This window comes from Mesorhizobium sp. B4-1-4 (assembly GCF_006439395.2).
Classification (GTDB): Bacteria; Pseudomonadota; Alphaproteobacteria; order Rhizobiales; family Rhizobiaceae; genus Mesorhizobium.
The window spans coordinates 1238227-1257195 of the sequence record NZ_CP083950.1 but is presented as its reverse complement, the minus strand read 5'-3'; the positions used below and the strand labels follow the sequence as shown (position 1 = coordinate 1257195).

Here is an 18969-nt window from a genome sequence, read left to right as displayed (position 1 = left end):
GGCAATGGCCCTAAAACCGATTCAAATGCAATTGGTTGCATAATCCCACTTGCCGAAAGTTTGTTTCCGCACCACGACAGGGCGTCATCTCTCGACAAGATTCCAAGACGAGCGCCCCTCGCTCCCGTCGGCACTGATCGGCGGCGAGGATTCAGGCTTTTTCGTGGTGCCGCCGACAGCTTACGCTATATTTCGCCGACATCGCGATCATGTTTGGAAACAGGCGGTAACCGTTAGCGCGAAGGCATCAGGCCGCAGCGGCTATCCGGACCACGAACAGCGTCGCATTCCGGGCGGGCTCAGCCCGCAGGACCGAAGCATCCGGCCCGAGCAGCAGCGCGTCGAGAGGCCCTAGGCGAATTGGCCCGGCATCGGGAAAAACGGCTTCGCCGTCGTGACAAAGGATGAGGGTCGAACCGGCCCGGGTCACGATTTCCACAGGCCGCGAAATCGCCAGGCGTTCGACCGAATGCAGCATGCGGCCGCGGCGAGTCATGACGTTGAGGTCTGTGATCGGGCCGGCGATCAGGGCGGCACTCGTGGGCAGGTCGGCTGGGAAGGAAAAAGGCGCGGTAGCCGGCGCCAGCCGTGTCGACGGCTGACCGGTGATATCAAGCACGATGCCCTCGCCTTCCAGCACCGACAGCGTGCGGTCGATCCCGGCAAAACGGGAGAATGGTCCGCTGCTTTCGACGCGGGCCATCGACACGCGCCAGTCGAAATCGTCGAGCCCGGCGCCAGCGGGCGAGACGGCGATTTCCGTCGTCACCCCGCCGCCGTTCTTCCATGGCATCGACTTATATTCGGCTGCCCGCAGGACGCGCATGACGTCAGCCCGTTATCCGAGAATGCCGGGCAGGTCGAGCTGGTGCTCCTTGGCGCATTCGATGGCGATCTCGTACCCGGCATCGGCATGGCGCATGACACCGGTCGCCGGGTCGTTCCACAGCACCCGCTCCAGCCGCTTTGCCGCCTCGGGCGTGCCATCGGCGACGATGACCATGCCGGCATGCTGCGAGAAGCCCATGCCGACGCCGCCGCCGTGGTGCAGCGACACCCAGGTGGCGCCGGACGCCGTGTTGAGAAGCGCGTTAAGCAGCGGCCAGTCGGAGATGGCGTCGGAACCGTCTTTCATCGCCTCGGTCTCACGGTTCGGCGAGGCGACGGAGCCGGAATCGAGGTGGTCGCGGCCGATGACGACCGGGGCCTTGAGCTCGCCCCTGGCCACCATCTCGTTGAAGGCCAAACCGAGCCGGTGGCGATCGCCGAGGCCAACCCAGCAGATACGCGCCGGCAGGCCCTGGAAGGAGATGCGCTCGCGCGCCATGTCCAGCCAGTTGTGCAGGTGGGTATTGCCAGGGGTCAGCTCGCGCACCTTGGCGTCAGTCTTGTAGATGTCCTCCGGATCGCCGGAAAGGGCTGCCCAGCGGAATGGGCCAATGCCGCGGCAGAACAGCGGGCGGATATAGGCCGGCACAAAACCCGGAAAGGCGAAGGCGTTCTCAAAACCTTCTTCCAGGGCCACCTGGCGGATGTTGTTGCCGTAGTCGAGTGTCGGCACGCCGGCGTTCCAGAACGCCACCATCGCCTCGACATGCTCGCGCATCGACGCGCGCGCCGCCTTCTCGACCGCCTTCGGATCGCTGACACGCTTCTCGCGCCACTCGGCCATGGTCCAGCCCTTCGGCAGATAGCCATTGATGGGGTCGTGAGCCGAAGTCTGGTCGGTGACGATATCGGGGCGGATGCCGCGCCTGAACATCTCGGGCACGATTTCGGCGGCATTGCCGAGCAGGCCTACCGACTTCGCCTCGCCGGCCTTGGTCCAGCGCTCGATCATTTCCATCGCCTCGTCGAGCGTCTCGGCTTTCTCGTCGACATAACGGGTGCGCAGGCGGAAATCGATCGAATCCGGGTTGCATTCGATCGCCAGGCAGCAGGCGCCGGCCATGACGGCAGCGAGAGGCTGGGCGCCGCCCATGCCGCCAAGACCGCCGGTCAGGATCCATTTGCCCTTCAGGTTGCCGCCATAATGCTGGCGGCCGGCCTCGACGAAGGTCTCGTAGGTGCCCTGCACGATGCCCTGCGTGCCGATGTAGATCCAGGAGCCGGCCGTCATCTGGCCGTACATCATCAGGCCCTTCTTATCGAGCTCGTTGAATTTTTCCCAGGTCGCCCAGTGCGGCACCAGGTTGGAGTTGGCGATCAGCACACGCGGCGCATCCGGATGGGTGCGGAACACACCGACCGGCTTGCCCGACTGCACCAGCAGCGTCTCGTCCTCGCCGAGCGTCTTCAGCGAAGCGACGATGCGGTCGAAATCGTTCCAGGTGCGCGCCGCCCGCCCGATGCCGCCATAGACGACCAGTTCGTTGGGGTTTTCGGCAACGTCGGGATCGAGGTTGTTCATCAGCATGCGAAGCGGCGCCTCGGTCGTCCAATACCGGGCATTGAGCTTGTCACCGCGTGGCGCGCGGACTTCGCGAATGTTGTGGCGAGGATTGGTCATCATTGTCCCTTTCGGATGGCGGCGCGTCAGCGACCGGCCCAGTCAATGGCGGTTTCGAGAATCTGCTTCAGCGTGGCGCGGATCGGCGCGGCATAAGTCGGATCGTAGGGAACCGGCCAATTCTCCGGAGAACCCTTCTCCGCCGGCTCGCGCATGTAGCCACGGTTGGAAAGCTCCATCTGCAGCGCGTGAACGCCGTTTTGCGGCTGGCCAAAGGTGCGCGTGATCGAGCCGCCCTTGAAGCGGCCATTGACCACCCATGTCTCGCCAGTCGTCGCGAGGATGGCGGCTACCTTTTCCTGCAACACCGGATCCGTGCTCTTGCCGTCATTGGTGCCAAGATTGAATACCGGCAGCGTGCCTTCGAACAGGCGCGGCAGCACCGAGCGGATCGAATGGCAATCGTAGAGCACGATTTTTTCATGCATGCCGCGCAGCCGGTCGATCTCGGCCTTAAGGGCGGCATGATAGGGCTTGAAATAGGTCTCGCGGCGCTGGTCGATCTCGGACGGGGTCGGTTCCTCGCCCATGCGATAAAGCGGATCGCCGTCGAACGTGTCGGTCGGGCAAAGCGTGGTTGTCGCCTGTCCGGGATAAAGCGAGACGCCGGAAGGGTCGCGGTTGACGTCGATGACGGTGCGCGAGATGGCGGTGTGCACGACGGTGGCGCCAAGGTCGGCGGCGAAATCGTAGAGCTTGTCGATCCACCAGTCGCAGTCGCGCCGGCCGAGCCAGGTCGAGACAAGCCGGCTCTCAATATCGGCAAGGTCGGTGCCAGTATGCGGGATCGACACCAGCAGCGGCGCCGTGCCTTGCCTGACGGCGAGCCAGGGAGTGGCAGGCATCACGCCGCTCCCGCGATCGACGGCAGCGCCACCGCGCCAGCGGCCGTGACGGCCGCGCCGCTGCGCACCATGGCAATGGCCTTTTCCATGTCGGGATGGAAATGCCGGTCGTTGTCGAGATGCGGCACTTCGGCCCGGACCAGCTTGCGCACGGCCTCCAGCGCATCGCTTGACGCCAATGGCTGGTGGAAGTCGCAGCCTTGCGCGGCAGCCAGCAGTTCGATGCCGATCACCGCCGTGGCGTTCTCGACCATGCCGATCAGCCGGCGCGCGCCATGCGCGGCCATCGAAACGTGGTCCTCCTGATTGGCCGAGGTCGGGATCGAATCGACGCTGGCCGGATAGGCTTTCTGCTTGTTCTCCGAAACGAGAGCAGCCGCCGTCACCTGCGGGATCATGAAACCGGAATTCAGGCCGGGCTTCGGCGTCAGGAAGGCCGGCATGCCCGACAGCGCCGGGTCGACCAGCATGGCGATGCGGCGTTCCGAAAGCGAGCCGATCTCGCAGACGGCCAGCGCGATCATGTCGGCGGCAAAAGCTACCGGCTCGGCGTGGAAATTGCCGCCGGAAAGCGCGGTGTCGTCCTCGGCGAAGATCAGCGGATTGTCGGTGACGCCATTGGCCTCGGTTTCCAACGTATCGGCGGCTTTGCGCAGCACGTCGAGCGCGGCGCCCATCACCTGCGGTTGGCAGCGCAGGCAGTAAGGATCCTGCACGCGCTCGTCGCCGACGCGGTGCGATTCTCGGATGGCGCTGCCGGCCATCAGATTGCGCAGCGCCTCCGCCGTCTCGATCTGGCCACGGTGCTTTCTCAACAGATGAATGCGCGGATCGAAAGGTGCGTCGGAACCCTTGGCCGCGTCGGTCGACAAGGCACCGGCGACCAGCGCGGACCGATAGAGCACTTCGGCATCGAACAGGGCGGCGAGCGCATAGGCGGTCGAGAACTGCGTTCCATTGAGCAGGGCGAGGCCTTCCTTGGCGCCCAGTGTGACCGGCTCCAGCCCATGCGAGACGAAGGCGACCTTGGCCGGCACGCGGCCGTGCGGGGTAAAGCATTCGCCGACGCCAATCATCACCGCCGTCATGTGCGACAGCGGGGCCAGATCGCCCGACGCGCCGACCGAGCCTTGCGCCGGCACAACCGGGATGACGTCGTTGGCGAGCATCGCTTCGAGCAGCTGAATGGTCTCGGGTCGCACGCCGGAGGCGCCCTGCGCCAGGCTGGCAAGCTTCAGCGCCATCATCAGGCGGGCAACGGCAACCGGTATCGGCTCGCCGACGCCGGCGGCGTGCGACAGCACGATGTTGCGCTGCAAGGTTTCGAGATCCCCGGCCGGGATGCGCACACTGGCCAGTTTGCCGAAGCCGGTGTTGATGCCATACACAGGCTCACCCTTGGCAACGATCCTGGCGACCGCTTCGGCGCTCGCCTTGATCTTTGGACGGCAAGCATCGTCAAGTCTCGGCACGGCACCACGGTAAATGGCGCGCCAGTCGGCCAGCGTCGCATTGCCGGGCTTCAGGGTCAGTTCGTTCATTGTCCTCTCCAGATACGGGCATGCAGCGGATTGAAGCCCATGCGATAAACGAGTTCGGCGGGACGCTCGATGTCCCAGACCGCCAGGTCGGCGGATTTTCCCGCTTCCAGCGTGCCGGTCTGCTTCAACAGTCCCAGCGCGCGGGCGGCCTCGCGGGTAACGCCGGCAAGACATTCATCGACCGTCATGCCGAACAATGTCGCCGCCATGTTCATGGTCAGCAGCAGCGAGGTCAGTGGCGAAGTGCCGGGATTGTTGTCGGTGGCGACCGCCATCCTGACTCCATGCTGGCGGAACAGGTCGATCGGCGGCTTCTTCGTCTCGCGAATGAAGTAGTAGGCGCCGGGCAGGATCGTCGCCACGGTTCCCGCCTTGGCCATGGCCACGGCGCCTGCTTCATCGGTGTATTCGAGATGATCCGCCGACAGCGCGCCATAGCGGGCGGCGAGTTCGGCGCCGTGCAGGTTGGACAGCTGGTCGGCGTGGAGCTTGACCGGCAGGCCCGCAGCCTTGGCGGCGTCGAAGACGCGCGCCAGCTGTTCCGGCGAAAACGCTATGCCCTCGCAAAAACCATCGACGGCGTCGGCCAGTCCTTCAGCGGCGACGGCAGGGAGAATCTCCCTGGCGACAAGATCGATAAAGGCGTCCTTGTCGCCCTTGGCTTCCGGCGGCAGCGCATGGGCGCCGAGGAAGGTCGTGCGGATCGTCACCAGCCGCCGATCGCTCAGTTGGCGGGCCGCCCGCAGCGATTTTTGCTCGTTTTCGAGGTCGAGTCCGTAGCCCGATTTCACTTCCACGGTGGTTACGCCCTCGGCGATCAGCGCGTCGAGGCGTGGCAGGGACTGGGCGACCAGTTCGTTCTCGCTGGCGGCCCGCAAGGATTTGACCGATGACACGATGCCACCGCCGGCCCTGGCGACCTCTTCATAGGTGGCGCCGGCCAGCCGCATCTCGAACTCGTTGGCGCGATTGCCGGCATGGACCAGATGGGTGTGGCAGTCGATCAGGCCGGGCGTGATCCAGCGGCCCTCGCAGTCGACGGTTTCCCCTCCCGTGAACGCCGCCGGCATTTCGGCCTCGCCGCCCGCATAGACGATCAGGCCATCTCGCGCCGCGACCGCGCCCTTCTCGACGATGCCGAGCCCGGCCGCACTCTCGGCCATGGTCGCCAGGCGCGCATTGCGCCAAAGACGAAGTCCTCCTGCCCTGCTCTCTCCAGCCATCATCTTTTCCATTTGAAAGGATGGCGATTATGTATATACATATTAACATGCACTGCAAGTGCTATTGTTATCGGCGAACCGGATTCGGAGACGAGCGTGACGACAATCTTCGCGGAACAGGTGCTCCTGCCGGGAGGCTGGCAGAATAATGTACGGATCGCCACGAGCGGAGGGCTGATTTCCGCGATCGATGCCGGCGTGGCCGCGCATGCCGACGACGAGCGTCATGCCATAGTGCTGCCCGGCATGCCCAATCTGCACAGCCACGCTTTCCAGCGCGGCATGGCCGGGCTCGCCGAACTTCGCGGCCCCTCCGCCGACAGTTTCTGGAGCTGGCGCGAGGTGATGTACCGTTTCGCGCTATCGATGACACCGGATCAGGTCGAGGCGGTTGCCGCGCAACTCTATGTCGAGATGCTGGAAGCCGGCTTTTCCCGCGTCGGCGAATTTCACTATCTGCATCACGACCGCGATGGACAACCCTATGCCAACCTTGCCGAGATGGCGGAACGGATTGCCGCCGCGGCCGGCGAAACGGGCATCGGCCTGACGCTGCTGCCGGTGTTTTATGCGCATTCCTCCTTCGGCGGCGCCGCGCCGAATGAAGGCCAAAGGCGATTCATCAATGATGTGAATCGGTTTTCGCGGCTTGTTGAGAAAAGCCGCGAATCGGTTCGCGTGTTGAATCACGCTGTCGTCGGCGTCGCCCCGCACAGTCTGCGCGCCGCGACGCCGGAGGAACTGACAGAGGTCGCTGCTCTGGCGCCGAATGGGCCGATCCACATCCACGTCGCCGAACAGATGAAGGAAGTCGAGGACTGCCTTGCCTGGGCCGGTGCGCGCCCGGTCGAATTTCTGCTTGGGGCTGCCGATGTCGACCAGCGTTGGTGCCTGATCCACGCCACCCATATGACGGATGCCGAAACCATCGGCATGGCCAAGAGCGGCGCCATCGCCGGCCTCTGCCCGATCACCGAGGCCAATCTTGGCGACGGCACTTTTGCCGCGCCATTGTTCAGGGAGCATGGCGGCCGCTCCGGCATCGGCTCCGATTCCAACGTACTGATCGGCCTGCCCGACGAATTGCGCCAGCTCGAATATTCGCAGCGCCTCGCCCATCGCGCCCGCAATGTGCTCGCCGTGGCCGGCGGCTCGACCGGGCGTGCCTTGTTTGACGCCGCGCTTGACGGCGGCAGCACCGCGCTCGGTGCCGGCGCCTCGCAGATCGCCTTTGGCGCGGCCGCCAACCTCGTCTCGCTCGACGCCGACACCCCCTCGCTGGCCGGCAAGACCGGTGACGCGATCCTCGACGCCTGGATTTTCGCCAATGGCAGCAAGGTCGACTGCGTCTGGGTGCATGGGCGGAAACAGGTGAGCGGCGGCAAGCATCTGAAGCGTGAAGCGGTTGGCGAGCGGTTCCGCAAGGTGATGACGGCGCTTTCAGAAGGCTGATTCCGGATGAACATGGCCGAAACGACGGAGATGGAGGACAGCGAGACAGTCTCGCTGCATCAGCGCATTCTTTCCGATATCCGCGAAAAGATCCTGTCCGGCACCTGGGCGCCCGGCCACCGTATCCCGTTTGAACATGAGCTGACCGCCGAATATAAATGCTCGCGCATGACGGTGAACAAGGCGCTGTCGCAACTCGCCAAAGCCGGTTTGATCGAACGCCGCCGCCGCTCGGGCAGTTTTGTCCGCCGGCCGCAGTCGCAGGCGGCCGTGCTGGAACTCCACGACATCAGGATCGAAGTCGAAGCGCTCGGCCTGCCCTACCGCTACGAGCGGCTGGAGCGCCTGAAGCGGCGCAGCAACGCTGAAGACAGGGCGCTGCTCGGACCGTCCGCCGCAGGGTCGGTGCTATGGCTCGAAGGCCTGCATTTCGCAGGCGAACGGCCGTTCGCGCTCGAGCAGCGCCTGATCAACCTTTCGGCGGTTTCGGAAGCCGGGGACGAAGAGTTTCTGGAAATTGCCGCCGGACCTTGGCTGATCGGCCGCGTACCATGGAGCGAGGCGGAGCATCGGATACGCGCCATGGCGGCGGATGAGCCTATCGCCGATGCGCTCGACATCGATCCCGGCGCGCCTTGCCTTGTGGTCGAGCGCCGCACCTGGAGCGCGGAGCACCCGGTCACCCATGTACGCTTCGTCTATCCGGCGGAAAGCCACACACTGGTAGCGAGGTTCACGCCTTCGCAGGGATGAGGTGATCTGCCCCTGGTGGGGGAGATGGCCGGCCGGCCAGAGGGGGGCGCCGTAGAGCGCGAACTTCGAATGTGCCTGCCGGGAACTTATATGGAAGACGGAAAGGCTGGCGCGACAGCGCCCCCCTCTGCCTTGCCAGGCATCTCCTCCACAAGGGGAGATTGGCGGCTTCATCGTCGGCTTAAATCGCCGCCGTGATAATAATCTCGACCAGATATTCCGGGCCGGCGAGCTTGGCTTCGCCAGTAGCGCGGGCGGGCGTGTGGCCTTGCGGCACCCACTTGTCCCATTCCGAATTCATCTCGGCGAAGGTGCCCATGTCGGCCAGCCAGATGATTGCCTGGACGATCTTGGTCTTGTCGGTGCCGGCCTTGGCCAGCAATTCGTCGATGGTTGCCAGGATGTCGCGGGTCTGCGAGGCGACGTTGCCGCCGGGCTCGCCGACCTGGCCGGCCAGATAGACGGTGTTGCCGTGGATGACGATCTGGCTCATGCGCGGGCCAACATCGATGCGACGAATGCTCATGGGAAGTTCCTTCGTTTTGAGGGTCGCGCCTGTTTAGAGTCGCCATGGGCTTCGGGCAAGGCCGCCGGCGCCAAATCCCCTTGGACCAGAAAGGAAGCTGTTCGAGGCCGCAATTCCACCCGAGTGGCTTGTCGACCGATGTAATGACAACCTCATCGCACCCACTCATGTCGAATCAATCGGTTCCCGACCGGATCGGCTTGAGTTGGATTCTTCGCCGGAAACATCTATCTGCGTTGAACGATTTCTGTCGGCGCGGATTGCCGGCCACGTCGGGGAGTGGCAAGACTCTCCAACAACCAGATTGCGAGGATGCTGCCATGGAATACCGCGAAATCAGCGAGGATTATTCGGTCTCTGGGCAGATCCAGCCCGAAGACGTCGCGGCCATCAAGGCCGCCGGCTTCAGAAGCGTCATCTGCAACCGGCCTGACGATGAGCAGCCCGGCCAGCCTTCGGCGGACACGCTCAGGGCGGCGGTCGAAGGCGCCGGGCTCGCCTTCCGCTACATCCCTGTGATCAGCGGCCAGATCACCGCCGAGAATGTCGAGGATCAGGCCGAGGCGCTGGACGAGTTGGAAGGCCCGGTGTTCGCCTATTGCCGCTCCGGCGCCCGCTGCACCAATCTATACGGGCTGATCCAGCAATCGAAAGGTTAGATCGGCAGCGCGCCGGTTTCTTTAAGCGTCTCCAGCACGATCGCCGTCTTCACGTGCTGCACGGATTCGTGCGGCAGGAGCACGCCGTTGACGAATTCCGACAGCGACTTCAGGTCGGGCGTCACCACTTTCAAGATGTAATCCATCTCGCCGGTCAGCGCGTGCGCCTCCTGCACTTCCGGCAACCGCGCCACCAATTCGCCGAAGCGCCGGGCATTGTCGCGGTTGTGGGTGGCTAAGGTCACCGAAATGACGTTGACCAGCGAGAAGCCTAGCCTGTCGCGGTCGAGCACCGCCCGATAGCCCTTGATATAGCCGTCTTCCTCGAGGCGCTGGCGGCGGCGCGAGCATTGCGATGCCGACAGGTTTACCCGCTCCGATAGATCATTGTTGGTCAGCCGCGCATCGCCCTGCAAGAGCGCCATTATCTTGCGGTCAAACTGATCGATGCGCGCCTCATCCACGATTTTTTCTCCTATCGTGCATATTTCACGCACGACATGACCATTTCAAGCGTTTGAATGCAAGCACCGTGCAGCCTATTTGCATTATCCTCACGCTATGTGTGGTCCAACGCGGCCACCTCACATTTTTGGAGGATAGCCATGGGTCCCTTCCCGCACGACGCCCCGCCCGCAAAAATCAGTAAAGACAACCCCGCAGGCACCGACGGTTTCGAGTTCGTCGAGTTCGCGCATCCAGAACCGCAGAAGCTGGCCGAACTGTTCACCCGGATGGGTTATATGGCGGTGGCCAAGCACCGCACCAAAGACATTACCGTCTGGCGCCAGGGCGACATCAACTATGTCGTCAATGCCGAACCAGGCTCGCATGCGATGAGGTTCGTCGACAAGCATGGCCCCTGCGCCGCCTCGATGGCCTGGCGCGTGGTCGATGCCGGGCATGCTTTCGAGCATGCCGTCTCGAAGGGTGCGACGCCCTACGAAGGCGACGACAAGGCGCTCGACGTGCCCGCCATCGTCGGCATCGGCGGCTCGCTGCTCTATTTCATCGATGCCTATGGCAAGAAGGGCTCGGCTTATGATGCCGAATTCGAATGGCTCGGTGCGCGCGACCCGCGGCCGCAAGGGGTCGGCTTCTATTTCCTCGACCACCTCACCCACAATGTCTATCGCGGCCAGATGGACAAATGGTGGGATTTCTACCGCAATCTGTTCGGCTTCAAGCAGATCCATTTCTTCGACATCGACGGCAGGATCACCGGCCTTGTCAGCCGCGCCATTACCTCGCCCTGTGGCAAGATCCGCATTCCCCTCAACGAATCCAAGGACGAGACCAGCCAGATCGCCGAGTATCTGAAGAAGTACAATGGCGAAGGCATCCAGCACATCGCCGTCGGCACCGACGAAATCTACGAGGCCACCGACAAGCTCGCCGCCAACGGCCTGAAATTCATGCCAGGTCCGCCCGACACCTATTACGAGATGTCGCATGAACGCGTTAACGGCCATGACGAGCCGATCGAGCGCATGAAGAAGCACGGCATCCTGATCGACGGCGAGGGCGTGGTCGATGGCGGCATGACCAAGATCCTGCTGCAGATCTTTTCCAAAACCGTGATCGGGCCGATTTTCTTCGAGTTCATCCAGCGCAAGGGTGACGAGGGCTTTGGCGAAGGCAATTTCCGCGCCCTGTTCGAGTCAATCGAGCAGGACCAGATCAAACGCGGCGTGATCAAAGTGCAGGCCGCGGAATAGATGGGAGTTCTTGCGGCTCGACCGATTATGACCTAAATTCTAGTCATGAAGGGTCGAGCACATGAATGTTTCTATCGCCGAAGCCAAGGCCAAATTGTCCGAACTCGTCAGCCGCGCGGAAGCAGGTGAGGAGATCGTACTCACTCGGCACGGCAAGGTCGCAGCGCGCATTGTACCTCCGGCAGCGGCCGAACCTCTGCCCCGTATCGGCGCATTGAAGGGCAAAATCTGGATTGCGGACGATTTTGACGAACTCGGTCCCGAATGGGACGAGTACGTAAAATGACGGTCGGCCCCTTTCTCGCCGACACACATATCATCCTCTGGTCGATTTCGGACGATCGACGTCTCAGCGAGCATCACCGCGCCATCTTGGCTTCGGAAGCGGTGGTGTTTGCGAGCGCGGCAAGCATCTGGGAAATTGCCATCAAACGATCGATCGGAAAACTCAATGCGCCGGATGATCTGCCGACGTTGCTTCCAAAGATGCGATTTCAGCCGCTCGTTGTGACGTTACAGCATGCGAATGCCATCAGCGGCCTACCCCACCACCATGGCGATCCGTTCGACAGATTGCTGATCGCGCAGGCGCAAGTGGAAAACTTGACCATCCTTACTTCCGACCCGCATCTGGCCCGTTACGATGTCGCTGTAGCGTGATTAGCCAGGCGGTTGGTATCAGAGCCGAAGCCTCTCAACCTCCTCCTGCCTAACCTTGACGTCATAATCGAGCAGGAACTCGTCCAACTGCGGCGGTGCGACCGAGGTGCCGGACAGCATCGCATGGACCTGACCGCGATGATGGATGTCGTGCAGGAGGACATGGGCGAGGATGTCCCCAATCTTTTCCGGAATCATGCCATCCTCGCGCCGGTCGGTGTTGACGCGGCGGTCGAGGTCGAGCTCCGACAACCCATCACAGAAAGCAACGAGCCTGCGATCGAAATCGGCCTGCGCCGCCGCTAGGTCCACGGGGTCGTCGAACGGCACGAAATCGTCATAGACTGCTGCCCCGACGCCGCCCTCTTCCAGAAAATCGAGATAGAGACGGTCCACCGCCAGTATGTGGTTGAGCGTCTCCTTGATCGACGGAAAGAAGCTGGTGCGCTTGGCCTCGAATTCACCCGGCTGGAGCGACAGTACGGCACGATAGAGCCGGTCGTTCGACCAGAGATTGTTGCCGGCCATGCGGCGCATGTGATTCAGAAGGTTCATCAATGAAACCTCAACCTCTCGTAGCCCCTACCCCCTCGTACTTCTCGACCTTCTGCTCGATCGCGCCGAAGATCGAATGCCCGGCCTTGTCCTTCATCTCGATGCGCACCGTGTCGCCAAAGCGCAGGAACGACGTTTTCGGCTCACCGGTCTCGATTGTCTCGATCATGCGCAGTTCGGCAATGCAGGAATAGCCGGCGCCACCAGCCGAGATGGGCTTGCCGGGGCCGCCGTCGAGCTTGTTGGAGACCGTGCCCGAGCCGATGATGGTGCCGGCCACCAGCGGCCTTGTCCTGGCGGCATGCACGATCAGCGCCGGGAAATCGAAGGTCATGTCAACGCCGGCATTGGCGCGGCCGAATGGCTTGCCGTTGAGATCGGCAAGCAGCGGCAGGCTGACCTTGCCGCCGTCCCAGGCGTCGCCCAGCTCATCCGGCGTCACCGCGACCGGCGAAAAGGCCGAGGATGGTTTCGACTGGAAGAAGCCGAAGCCCTTGGCCAGCTCCGGCCCGGTGAGCGCGCGCAGCGTGACATCATTGACAAGCATGACCAACCGGATGGCGGCGCGCGCCTCATCGAGGCTGGCGCTCATCGGCACATCGTCGACGACGACGGCCACTTCCGCCTCCATGTCGATGCCGAAGGCTTCGTCGGCCATGCGGATCGGATCGCGGGGTGGAATGAAGGAATCGGACCCGCCCTGGTAGATCAGCGGGTCGGTCCAGAAGCTCGCCGGCATCTCAACGCCGCGCGCTTTGCGCACCAATTCGACGTGGTTCACATAGGCCGATCCATCAGCCCATTGATAGGCGCGTGGCAGCGGCGAATGCGCGTCGTGCTCGTGAAAGCGGGCAGACGGCATCGCATTGTTCTCCAGCGATTCCGCGATGGTCGCCAGATGCGGGGAAATCCTGCGCCAGTCGTCGAGGGCGGCCTGCAGCGTGCGCGCCAGGAACGAGGCATCGGTGAAGCGCGTCAGGTCGCGCGAGACGACAACGAGTTTTCCGTCGCGCGTCCCGTCCTTCAATGTGGCAAGCTTCATGCGATTTCCCCTCCTTGTGCAGCTTTGCTGCTGCTTTGGTCTTTTGCTTTACGCATGATCCTTTCCGAAAACCGGTTCCCACTTTTCGGGATCATGCGAGTTCCACAACAAGGCCGTCGCGTGCGATCGTCAAGTCGCCGGCCCATGTTTTCCTGACAGCGGCGATCCAATCGGCCTCGTTGATCCCGGGATCGTCGGCGGGAATGAGATGATTGAGCACCAGCCTCTTCACACCGGCATCGCTGGCGATGCGCCCGGCGTCCCCGGCAAAACTGTGGCTGGCGAGCAGATGCTCTTTCAACCGCGCGCCATTGCCGGTTCTGGCAACCACACGCTCGATGCCTTGCTCCAGCATGGCTTCATGGACGAGGATGTCGGCACCTGTGGCAAAATCGACGAGCGGCGGAAAGAAGGCCGTGTCGGCGGAGAACACCACGCATTTGGGGGCGTGCTCGAAGCGCAGGGCAAAGCAGTCCGTCACCGGCGGATGATCGACGCGAAGCGCGGTCACCTTCAGGCCATTCTGCTCGACCACCTGGCCTTCGCCGAATTCCTCAATCGAAACCAGTTCGCGGATGTCCGGCCGACCCTCATCGGCAATTCGGATCTCGATGTCGAATTCCATCGCCTGGCAGAAGCGCTGCCAGTAGTGGCCGGTGCCGGGCGGACCGAACACGGTGACCAGCGTCGCCAGTCCGGCCGTCCAGGCGGTATGGATCAGCGGCCCGAGTTCCAGCACATGGTCGGAATGCAGATGGGTGATGAAGATCAGGTCGAGCGCCTTCAGGCCGATGCCGGCATCGACCAGACCGCGCGTCACGCCAAGCCCGCAATCGACGACGATAGCTCGCCCGCCGATCTCAAGCAGAGATGAACTCGGCCACGGTCCGCCAGGCCTCAGCGCCGGACCGCCCTTGGAGCCCAGCAGCACCAGCCGGTCGCTCATCGGACGAACCTCAAGACCAATCGCCCTCCGGCGTGCCATTGAACCGCTTCTTCAGATCCGCCCAACAGTCGATGTAATTGTCCTGCCGGGTTTCCAGTTCGGCGCCGTAGCGGGTCAGCATCTGCGGAAAACGCGTCTCGAACATGAAGGCCATGGTGTTGTCGAGCTTGACCGGTTTCAGGTCCGCGCGCGAGGCCTTTTCGAAGCCAGGCGCATCCGGGCCATGGGCCAGCATCAGATTGTGCAGGCTGATGCCGCCGGGCACAAACCCTTCTTCCTTGGCATCATACTGGCCGTGGATCAGGCCCATGAACTCGCTCATGATGTTGCGGTGGTACCAGGGCGGCCGGAACGTATCTTCCGCCACCAGCCAGCGCGGCGGGAAAATGACGAAGTCGATATTGGCGGTGCCCTCCTCGCCGCTCGGCGCCGTCAGGACGGTGAAGATCGACGGATCGGGGTGGTCGAACAGGATCGCACCGACGGGCGAAAACGTCGCCAGATCATATTTGTAGGGTGCGTAGTTGCCGTGCCAGGCGACAACGTCGAGCGGTGAATGACCAAGGTCGGTGACGTGGAAATTGCCGCACCATTTCACGGTCAGCCGGCACGGTGTCTCCTTCTCCTCGAACCAGGCGCAAGGCGTCTTGAAGTCGCGCGGATTGGCAAGGCAATTGGCGCCGATCGGGCCACGGTCGGGCAAGGTCAGCTTGGCGCCGTAGTTCTCGCAGACATAGCCGCGTACTTCCTTGTCGACCAATTCGACCTTGAACACGAGGCCGCGCGGCAATACGGCGATCTCGCCTGGCCGCAGTTCGATGACGCCCATCTCGGTGACAAGGCGCAAGGCGCCGACCTGCGGCACGATCAGCAACTCACCGTCGGCGTTGAAGAAATGATCATCGATCATCGATGTGTTGGCGACATAGACATGGGCTGCCATGCCGGTCTGGCCGAGCACGTCGCCGGCCGTGGTGATGGTGCGCATGCCCTGGATGAAATCGGTCTGCTCCTTCGGCATCGGCACCGGGTTCCAGCGATACTGGCCGAGCGCCAGTTCATGATCGCCGACATTGGGGGCTGTCTTCCATAAGGGATAGTTAGCCGGCTTGAATCGGCCAGTGTGTTTTACGCTTGGCCTGATGCGATAAAGCCAGGAGCGCTCATTGGTGCCGCGCGGCGCGGTGAAGGGTGAGCCCGAGAGTTGCTCGGCATAGAGCCCGTAGGCTGGCCGCTGCGGCGAATTCCGCCCCTGCGGCAGCGCGCCGGGCAGCGCCTCGGTTTCGAAGTCGTTGCCGAAACCCGGCATATAGGAAAAGGCCATCGCTTCCTCCCCGATTGACCAAATTGGTTTCATTTGTAACCATTGAAAATGTAACTATCAACGGCGAACGCTGCATCCTCGGTGCGTATCATGGAACCCGAAATCCTAGAACTTGAAAGCTTCCTGCCCTATCGGCTCTACAGGCTTGCCGACGCAGTCAGCCGCGAATTCTCGCGCATCTACAAGGAGCGCCACGGCCTGACCCGGCCGGAATGGCGTACCCTTTCCGGGATCGGCCAGCGCGGCACGATGACGGCCACGGAGCTCGGCGAGCAGTCGGCCATGCACAAGACCAAGGTGTCGCGCGCGGTCGCCGAGCTCGAGCGGCGGCGGTGGTTGACGCGTGTGCCGGACGAGAATGATCGCCGTGTCGAGCATCTGGCGCTGACCAAAGCGGGTCTCGCGGCCTATCGGGAGATGGTGCCGCTGGCAAAGGCGTTTGAAAGGGAGTTGCTGGCGAGGCTGAGTGCGGAGGAACGGGCGGCGATCGTGAGAGGCGTGGCGGCGCTGGAGGTGGCGTTATCTGCAGCGTAGCGAAGAACGCCGCCCTATCCTTCGTCATTCTAGGGTCTGCGGGCGTCGCTTCGCTCCTTGCTCCGCCCTAGAATGACGAAGGATAGGATAGGGTGGCGCTCTTCGCCCACACAGGTCTTTCGGGGAGATGTCCGGCAGGACAGAGGGGGCGAAGGAACTCTACGTCTCTATCAACGCCCCTCACCAATCCATCACCACCTTGCCCGAGCTGCCGCTGCGCATCGCATCGAACCCAGCCTGATAATCGTCGATGCCGATCCGGTGCGTGATCAACCCCGACACATCCAGCGGCCCCTGCACCAGCGCGATCATCTTGTACCAGGTCTCGAACATTTCGCGCCCGTAAATGCCTTTCAGGTGCAGCATCTTGAAGATGACCTTGTTCCAGTCGATCTCGAAGCCGGTCGGCGCGATGCCGAGGATGGCGATCTTGCCGCCATTGTTCATGGTGTCGATCATGTCGCGGAAGGCGGGTGCGGCACCCGACATCTCAAGGCCGACGTCAAACCCCTCCGTCATGCCGAGCGCCGGCATGACGTCGCGCAGCTTTTCCTTGGAGGCATCGACGACGTGCTGGACGCCGAGCTTTTTCGCCAAGGCCAACCGCACCGGGTTGATGTCGGTGATGACGACTTTCCTGGCGCCCACGCATTGCGCCACCAACGCGCCCATGATGCCGATCGGCCCGGCGCCGGTGACCAGCACATCCTCGCCGACCAGATCGAAAGACAATGCGGTGTGGACGGCATTGCCGAGGGGATCAAAAATCGCCGCGACCTCGTCCGGCACGTCATCGGGGATCGGTACCACATTGTGCTGCGGGATCGCCAGATACTCGCCGAAAGCGCCCGGCCGGCTGACGCCAACGCCGAGCGTGTTGCGGCAGAGATGCCCTCGCCCGGCGCGACAGTTGCGGCAATGGCCGCAGACGATGTGCCCCTCGCCCGAAACGCGCTGGCCGACCTTGTATTCGGTGACCGCCGCACCGAAATCAGCGACGGTGCCAACGAATTCATGGCCGGTCACCATCGGTACCGGCACCGTTTTCTGCGCCCACTGGTCCCAATTGTAGATGTGGACGTCGGTGCCGCAGATCGCGGTCTTCTTCACCTTGATCAGCACATCGTTGGGGCCGATCTCCGGCACCGGCACCTCTTCCATCCAGATGCCCGGTTCGGCCTTGGCCTTCACCAGTGCCTTCATCATGTTCGACATGCTTTTGTCCCTTGAATCTCTTGATCCGGAATCGTTTTTCGGTACCGGCCGTTCAGGAAATCACGCCCAGTTCCTTGCCGACCGCGCCAAACGCCGCCACCGCGCGGTCAATATCCGCGGTGGAATGCGCCGCCGACATCTGGGTGCGGATGCGCGCCTGGCCCTTCGGTACCACCGGAAAGGAAAAGCCGATGACATAGATGCCGCGTTTCAGCATGCGTGCCGCCATCTCCTGCGCCAAGTTCGCATCGCCCAGCATCACCGGTATGATCGGATGATCCGCTCCCGCCAACGTGAAGCCGAGCTTGCCCATTTCGGACCTGAATCGCGCCGCATTGGCATATAGGCGCTCGCGCAAGGCATCGCCATGGCGGATCAGGTCGAACACCTTGATCGAGGCGCCGGCGATCGCCGGCATCAACGTGTTGGAAAAGAGATAGGGCCGCGAGCGCTGGCGCAGCCAGTCGACCACCTGGCTTTTGCCCGACGTGTAACCGCCGGACGCGCCGCCGAGCGCCTTGCCCAGCGTGCCGGTGATGATGTCCACCCTGCCCTCGACACCGCAATGTTCGGCCGAGCCACGGCCATTCCTGCCGACGAAGCCGACCGCATGGCTGTCGTCCACCATCACCATCGCATCATATTTGTCGGCGAGATCGCGGACCCCCTTGAGGTTGGCGATGATGCCATCCATCGAAAACACACCGTCGGTGGCAATCAGACGAAAGCGGCAGTCCTTCGCTTCCTTCAGCCGCGCTTCAAGGTCGGCCATGTCGTTGTTGGCGTAGCGAAAGCGCTTAGCCTTCGACAGCCTGACACCGTCGATGATCGAGGCATGGTTCAGCGCATCCGAGATAACAGCGTCTTCCTCACCAAGCAGCGTCTCGAACAGGCCGCCATTGGCGTCGAAGCAGGAGCCATAGAGAATGGTGTCTTCCAGGCCCAGGAAAGATGAAATCGTCGCCTCGAGCTGCTTGTGCTCCTCCTGCGTGCCGCAAATGAAGCGCACCGACGCCATGCCGTAGCCATAACGGTCGAGCGCCTGCTTGGCCGCCGTTCGCAAATCAGCGCTGTCGGCGAGGCCCAAATAATTGTTGGCGCAGAAATTCAGTACTCTCTCGCCGCCGACCTCGATCTGCGCCGACTGCATCGAGGAAATCACCCGCTCGGACTTGTAGAGGCCGGCGGATTTCAGTCCTGCAAGCTCGCTGTCGATATGGGAGAGAAATGCTGCGGTCATGATCAGGCCTCGTTTGACGTGGGCAGACTGTCGTCCCCCCAGCGCAAAAAATCCATCGTAAAAGCGACCGGATCGGGTGGCCGGGCAGCATCGGCTGAGACGCCACGGGTATCGCTCAAATGATCATGCGGGGACGTACGGGACGACGAATGTTCAAATGCGGGCCGACCGCGCAAGAACCCGATAACCATTTCGCGATCTTTACCCCTTTGCCCCTTGCCGGCCGA

20 protein-coding genes are annotated in these 18969 nt (G+C 62.7%); 7 read left to right on the top strand and 13 right to left on the bottom strand.

The window, feature by feature from the left end:
• Nucleotides 1-247 precede the first annotated feature (247 nt).
• The 5 genes from FJW03_RS05945 to hutI are packed head-to-tail and all read right to left on the bottom strand — an operon-like array spanning nucleotide 248 to nucleotide 6118.
• Nucleotides 248-826, bottom strand: coding sequence for a HutD family protein (locus tag FJW03_RS05945; protein ID WP_140762934.1), 579 nt, complete (start codon nucleotides 824-826; stop codon nucleotides 248-250).
• A gap of 12 nt (nucleotides 827-838) precedes the next feature.
• Entirely contained in the window at nucleotides 839-2512 is a 1674-nt protein-coding gene (gene hutU / locus FJW03_RS05940; RefSeq protein WP_181165593.1) for a urocanate hydratase, read from the bottom strand.
• A 23-nt stretch (nucleotides 2513-2535) separates the two neighbouring features.
• Nucleotides 2536-3354 carry an N-formylglutamate deformylase gene (gene hutG / locus FJW03_RS05935; RefSeq protein ID WP_140762937.1) on the bottom strand — a complete coding sequence of 273 codons (819 nt, stop codon included), beginning with the start codon at nucleotides 3352-3354 and terminating at the stop codon, nucleotides 2536-2538.
• A complete protein-coding gene (hutH, locus tag FJW03_RS05930; protein ID WP_140762939.1) occupies nucleotides 3354-4895 on the bottom strand; it encodes a histidine ammonia-lyase in 1542 nt (513 codons plus the stop codon). Before hutH ends, hutG begins: the two co-directional genes overlap by 1 nt.
• Nucleotides 4892-6118: an imidazolonepropionase gene (gene hutI, locus FJW03_RS05925; RefSeq protein ID WP_140762942.1), complete on the bottom strand. Its 1227-nt coding sequence runs from the start codon at nucleotides 6116-6118 to the stop codon at nucleotides 4892-4894. Before hutI ends, hutH begins: the two co-directional genes overlap by 4 nt.
• A gap of 96 nt (nucleotides 6119-6214) precedes the next feature.
• On the opposite strand from hutI, the gene FJW03_RS05920 reads away from it, so the two are divergent.
• Together FJW03_RS05920 and hutC are read left to right on the top strand one after the other, a co-directional pair.
• A complete protein-coding gene (locus FJW03_RS05920; RefSeq protein ID WP_140762945.1) occupies nucleotides 6215-7570 on the top strand; it encodes a formimidoylglutamate deiminase in 1356 nt (451 codons plus the stop codon).
• 6 nt (nucleotides 7571-7576) lie between these two features.
• Complete coding sequence (hutC, locus tag FJW03_RS05915) at nucleotides 7577-8323, top strand: histidine utilization repressor (protein WP_181173225.1); 747 nt, start codon at nucleotides 7577-7579, stop codon at nucleotides 8321-8323.
• A gap of 181 nt (nucleotides 8324-8504) precedes the next feature.
• On the opposite strand, the gene FJW03_RS05910 is transcribed toward hutC, so the two are convergent.
• Nucleotides 8505-8849: a RidA family protein gene (locus tag FJW03_RS05910; protein ID WP_056562755.1), complete on the bottom strand. Its 345-nt coding sequence runs from the start codon at nucleotides 8847-8849 to the stop codon at nucleotides 8505-8507.
• 320 nt (nucleotides 8850-9169) lie between these two features.
• Between FJW03_RS05910 and FJW03_RS05905 the strand changes: the two genes are divergently transcribed.
• Nucleotides 9170-9508: a TIGR01244 family sulfur transferase gene (locus FJW03_RS05905; RefSeq protein ID WP_140609929.1), complete on the top strand. Its 339-nt coding sequence runs from the start codon at nucleotides 9170-9172 to the stop codon at nucleotides 9506-9508.
• On the opposite strand, the gene FJW03_RS05900 is transcribed toward FJW03_RS05905, so the two are convergent.
• On the bottom strand, nucleotides 9505-9972 hold the full coding sequence (locus FJW03_RS05900) for an Lrp/AsnC family transcriptional regulator (RefSeq protein ID WP_140609928.1): 468 nt from the start codon (nucleotides 9970-9972) through the stop codon (nucleotides 9505-9507). The genes FJW03_RS05905 and FJW03_RS05900 overlap by 4 nt on opposite strands.
• Before the next feature lie 141 nt (nucleotides 9973-10113).
• Between FJW03_RS05900 and hppD the strand changes: the two genes are divergently transcribed.
• From hppD to FJW03_RS05885, 3 genes are all read left to right on the top strand, one after another.
• Complete coding sequence (hppD, locus tag FJW03_RS05895) at nucleotides 10114-11226, top strand: 4-hydroxyphenylpyruvate dioxygenase (RefSeq protein WP_140762947.1); 1113 nt, start codon at nucleotides 10114-10116, stop codon at nucleotides 11224-11226.
• Nucleotides 11227-11287: 61 nt separating this feature from the next.
• Nucleotides 11288-11512 (top strand): type II toxin-antitoxin system Phd/YefM family antitoxin, encoded by a 225-nt coding sequence (locus FJW03_RS05890; RefSeq protein ID WP_023813589.1) that lies wholly within the window; start codon nucleotides 11288-11290, stop codon nucleotides 11510-11512.
• Complete coding sequence (locus FJW03_RS05885) at nucleotides 11509-11886, top strand: type II toxin-antitoxin system VapC family toxin (RefSeq protein WP_140609926.1); 378 nt, start codon at nucleotides 11509-11511, stop codon at nucleotides 11884-11886. The genes FJW03_RS05890 and FJW03_RS05885 overlap by 4 nt, the downstream gene beginning before the upstream one ends.
• 18 nt (nucleotides 11887-11904) lie before the next feature.
• On the opposite strand, the gene FJW03_RS05880 is transcribed toward FJW03_RS05885, so the two are convergent.
• From FJW03_RS05880 to hmgA, 4 genes are all read right to left on the bottom strand, one after another.
• Nucleotides 11905-12441, bottom strand: coding sequence for a DinB family protein (locus tag FJW03_RS05880; RefSeq protein WP_140609925.1), 537 nt, complete (start codon nucleotides 12439-12441; stop codon nucleotides 11905-11907).
• Nucleotides 12442-12451: 10 nt separating this feature from the next.
• Nucleotides 12452-13483: a fumarylacetoacetate hydrolase family protein gene (locus FJW03_RS05875; RefSeq protein WP_140609924.1), complete on the bottom strand. Its 1032-nt coding sequence runs from the start codon at nucleotides 13481-13483 to the stop codon at nucleotides 12452-12454.
• A gap of 91 nt (nucleotides 13484-13574) precedes the next feature.
• Nucleotides 13575-14429 (bottom strand): MBL fold metallo-hydrolase, encoded by an 855-nt coding sequence (locus FJW03_RS05870; RefSeq protein WP_140609923.1) that lies wholly within the window; start codon nucleotides 14427-14429, stop codon nucleotides 13575-13577.
• A 10-nt stretch (nucleotides 14430-14439) separates the two neighbouring features.
• The gene (gene hmgA, locus FJW03_RS05865; RefSeq protein WP_140609922.1) at nucleotides 14440-15753 is read right to left on the bottom strand and encodes a homogentisate 1,2-dioxygenase; all 1314 of its coding nucleotides are present in this window, start codon (nucleotides 15751-15753) and stop codon (nucleotides 14440-14442) included.
• A 90-nt stretch (nucleotides 15754-15843) separates the two neighbouring features.
• Between hmgA and FJW03_RS05860 the strand changes: the two genes are divergently transcribed.
• A complete protein-coding gene (locus FJW03_RS05860; RefSeq protein ID WP_140609921.1) occupies nucleotides 15844-16287 on the top strand; it encodes a MarR family winged helix-turn-helix transcriptional regulator in 444 nt (147 codons plus the stop codon).
• 180 nt (nucleotides 16288-16467) lie between these two features.
• On the opposite strand, the gene tdh is transcribed toward FJW03_RS05860, so the two are convergent.
• Together tdh and FJW03_RS05850 are read right to left on the bottom strand one after the other, a co-directional pair.
• Nucleotides 16468-17502: an L-threonine 3-dehydrogenase gene (tdh, locus tag FJW03_RS05855; protein WP_140762950.1), complete on the bottom strand. Its 1035-nt coding sequence runs from the start codon at nucleotides 17500-17502 to the stop codon at nucleotides 16468-16470.
• A 52-nt stretch (nucleotides 17503-17554) separates the two neighbouring features.
• The gene (locus tag FJW03_RS05850) at nucleotides 17555-18742 is read right to left on the bottom strand and encodes a glycine C-acetyltransferase (RefSeq protein ID WP_140613231.1); all 1188 of its coding nucleotides are present in this window, start codon (nucleotides 18740-18742) and stop codon (nucleotides 17555-17557) included.
• Nucleotides 18743-18969 lie beyond the last annotated feature (227 nt).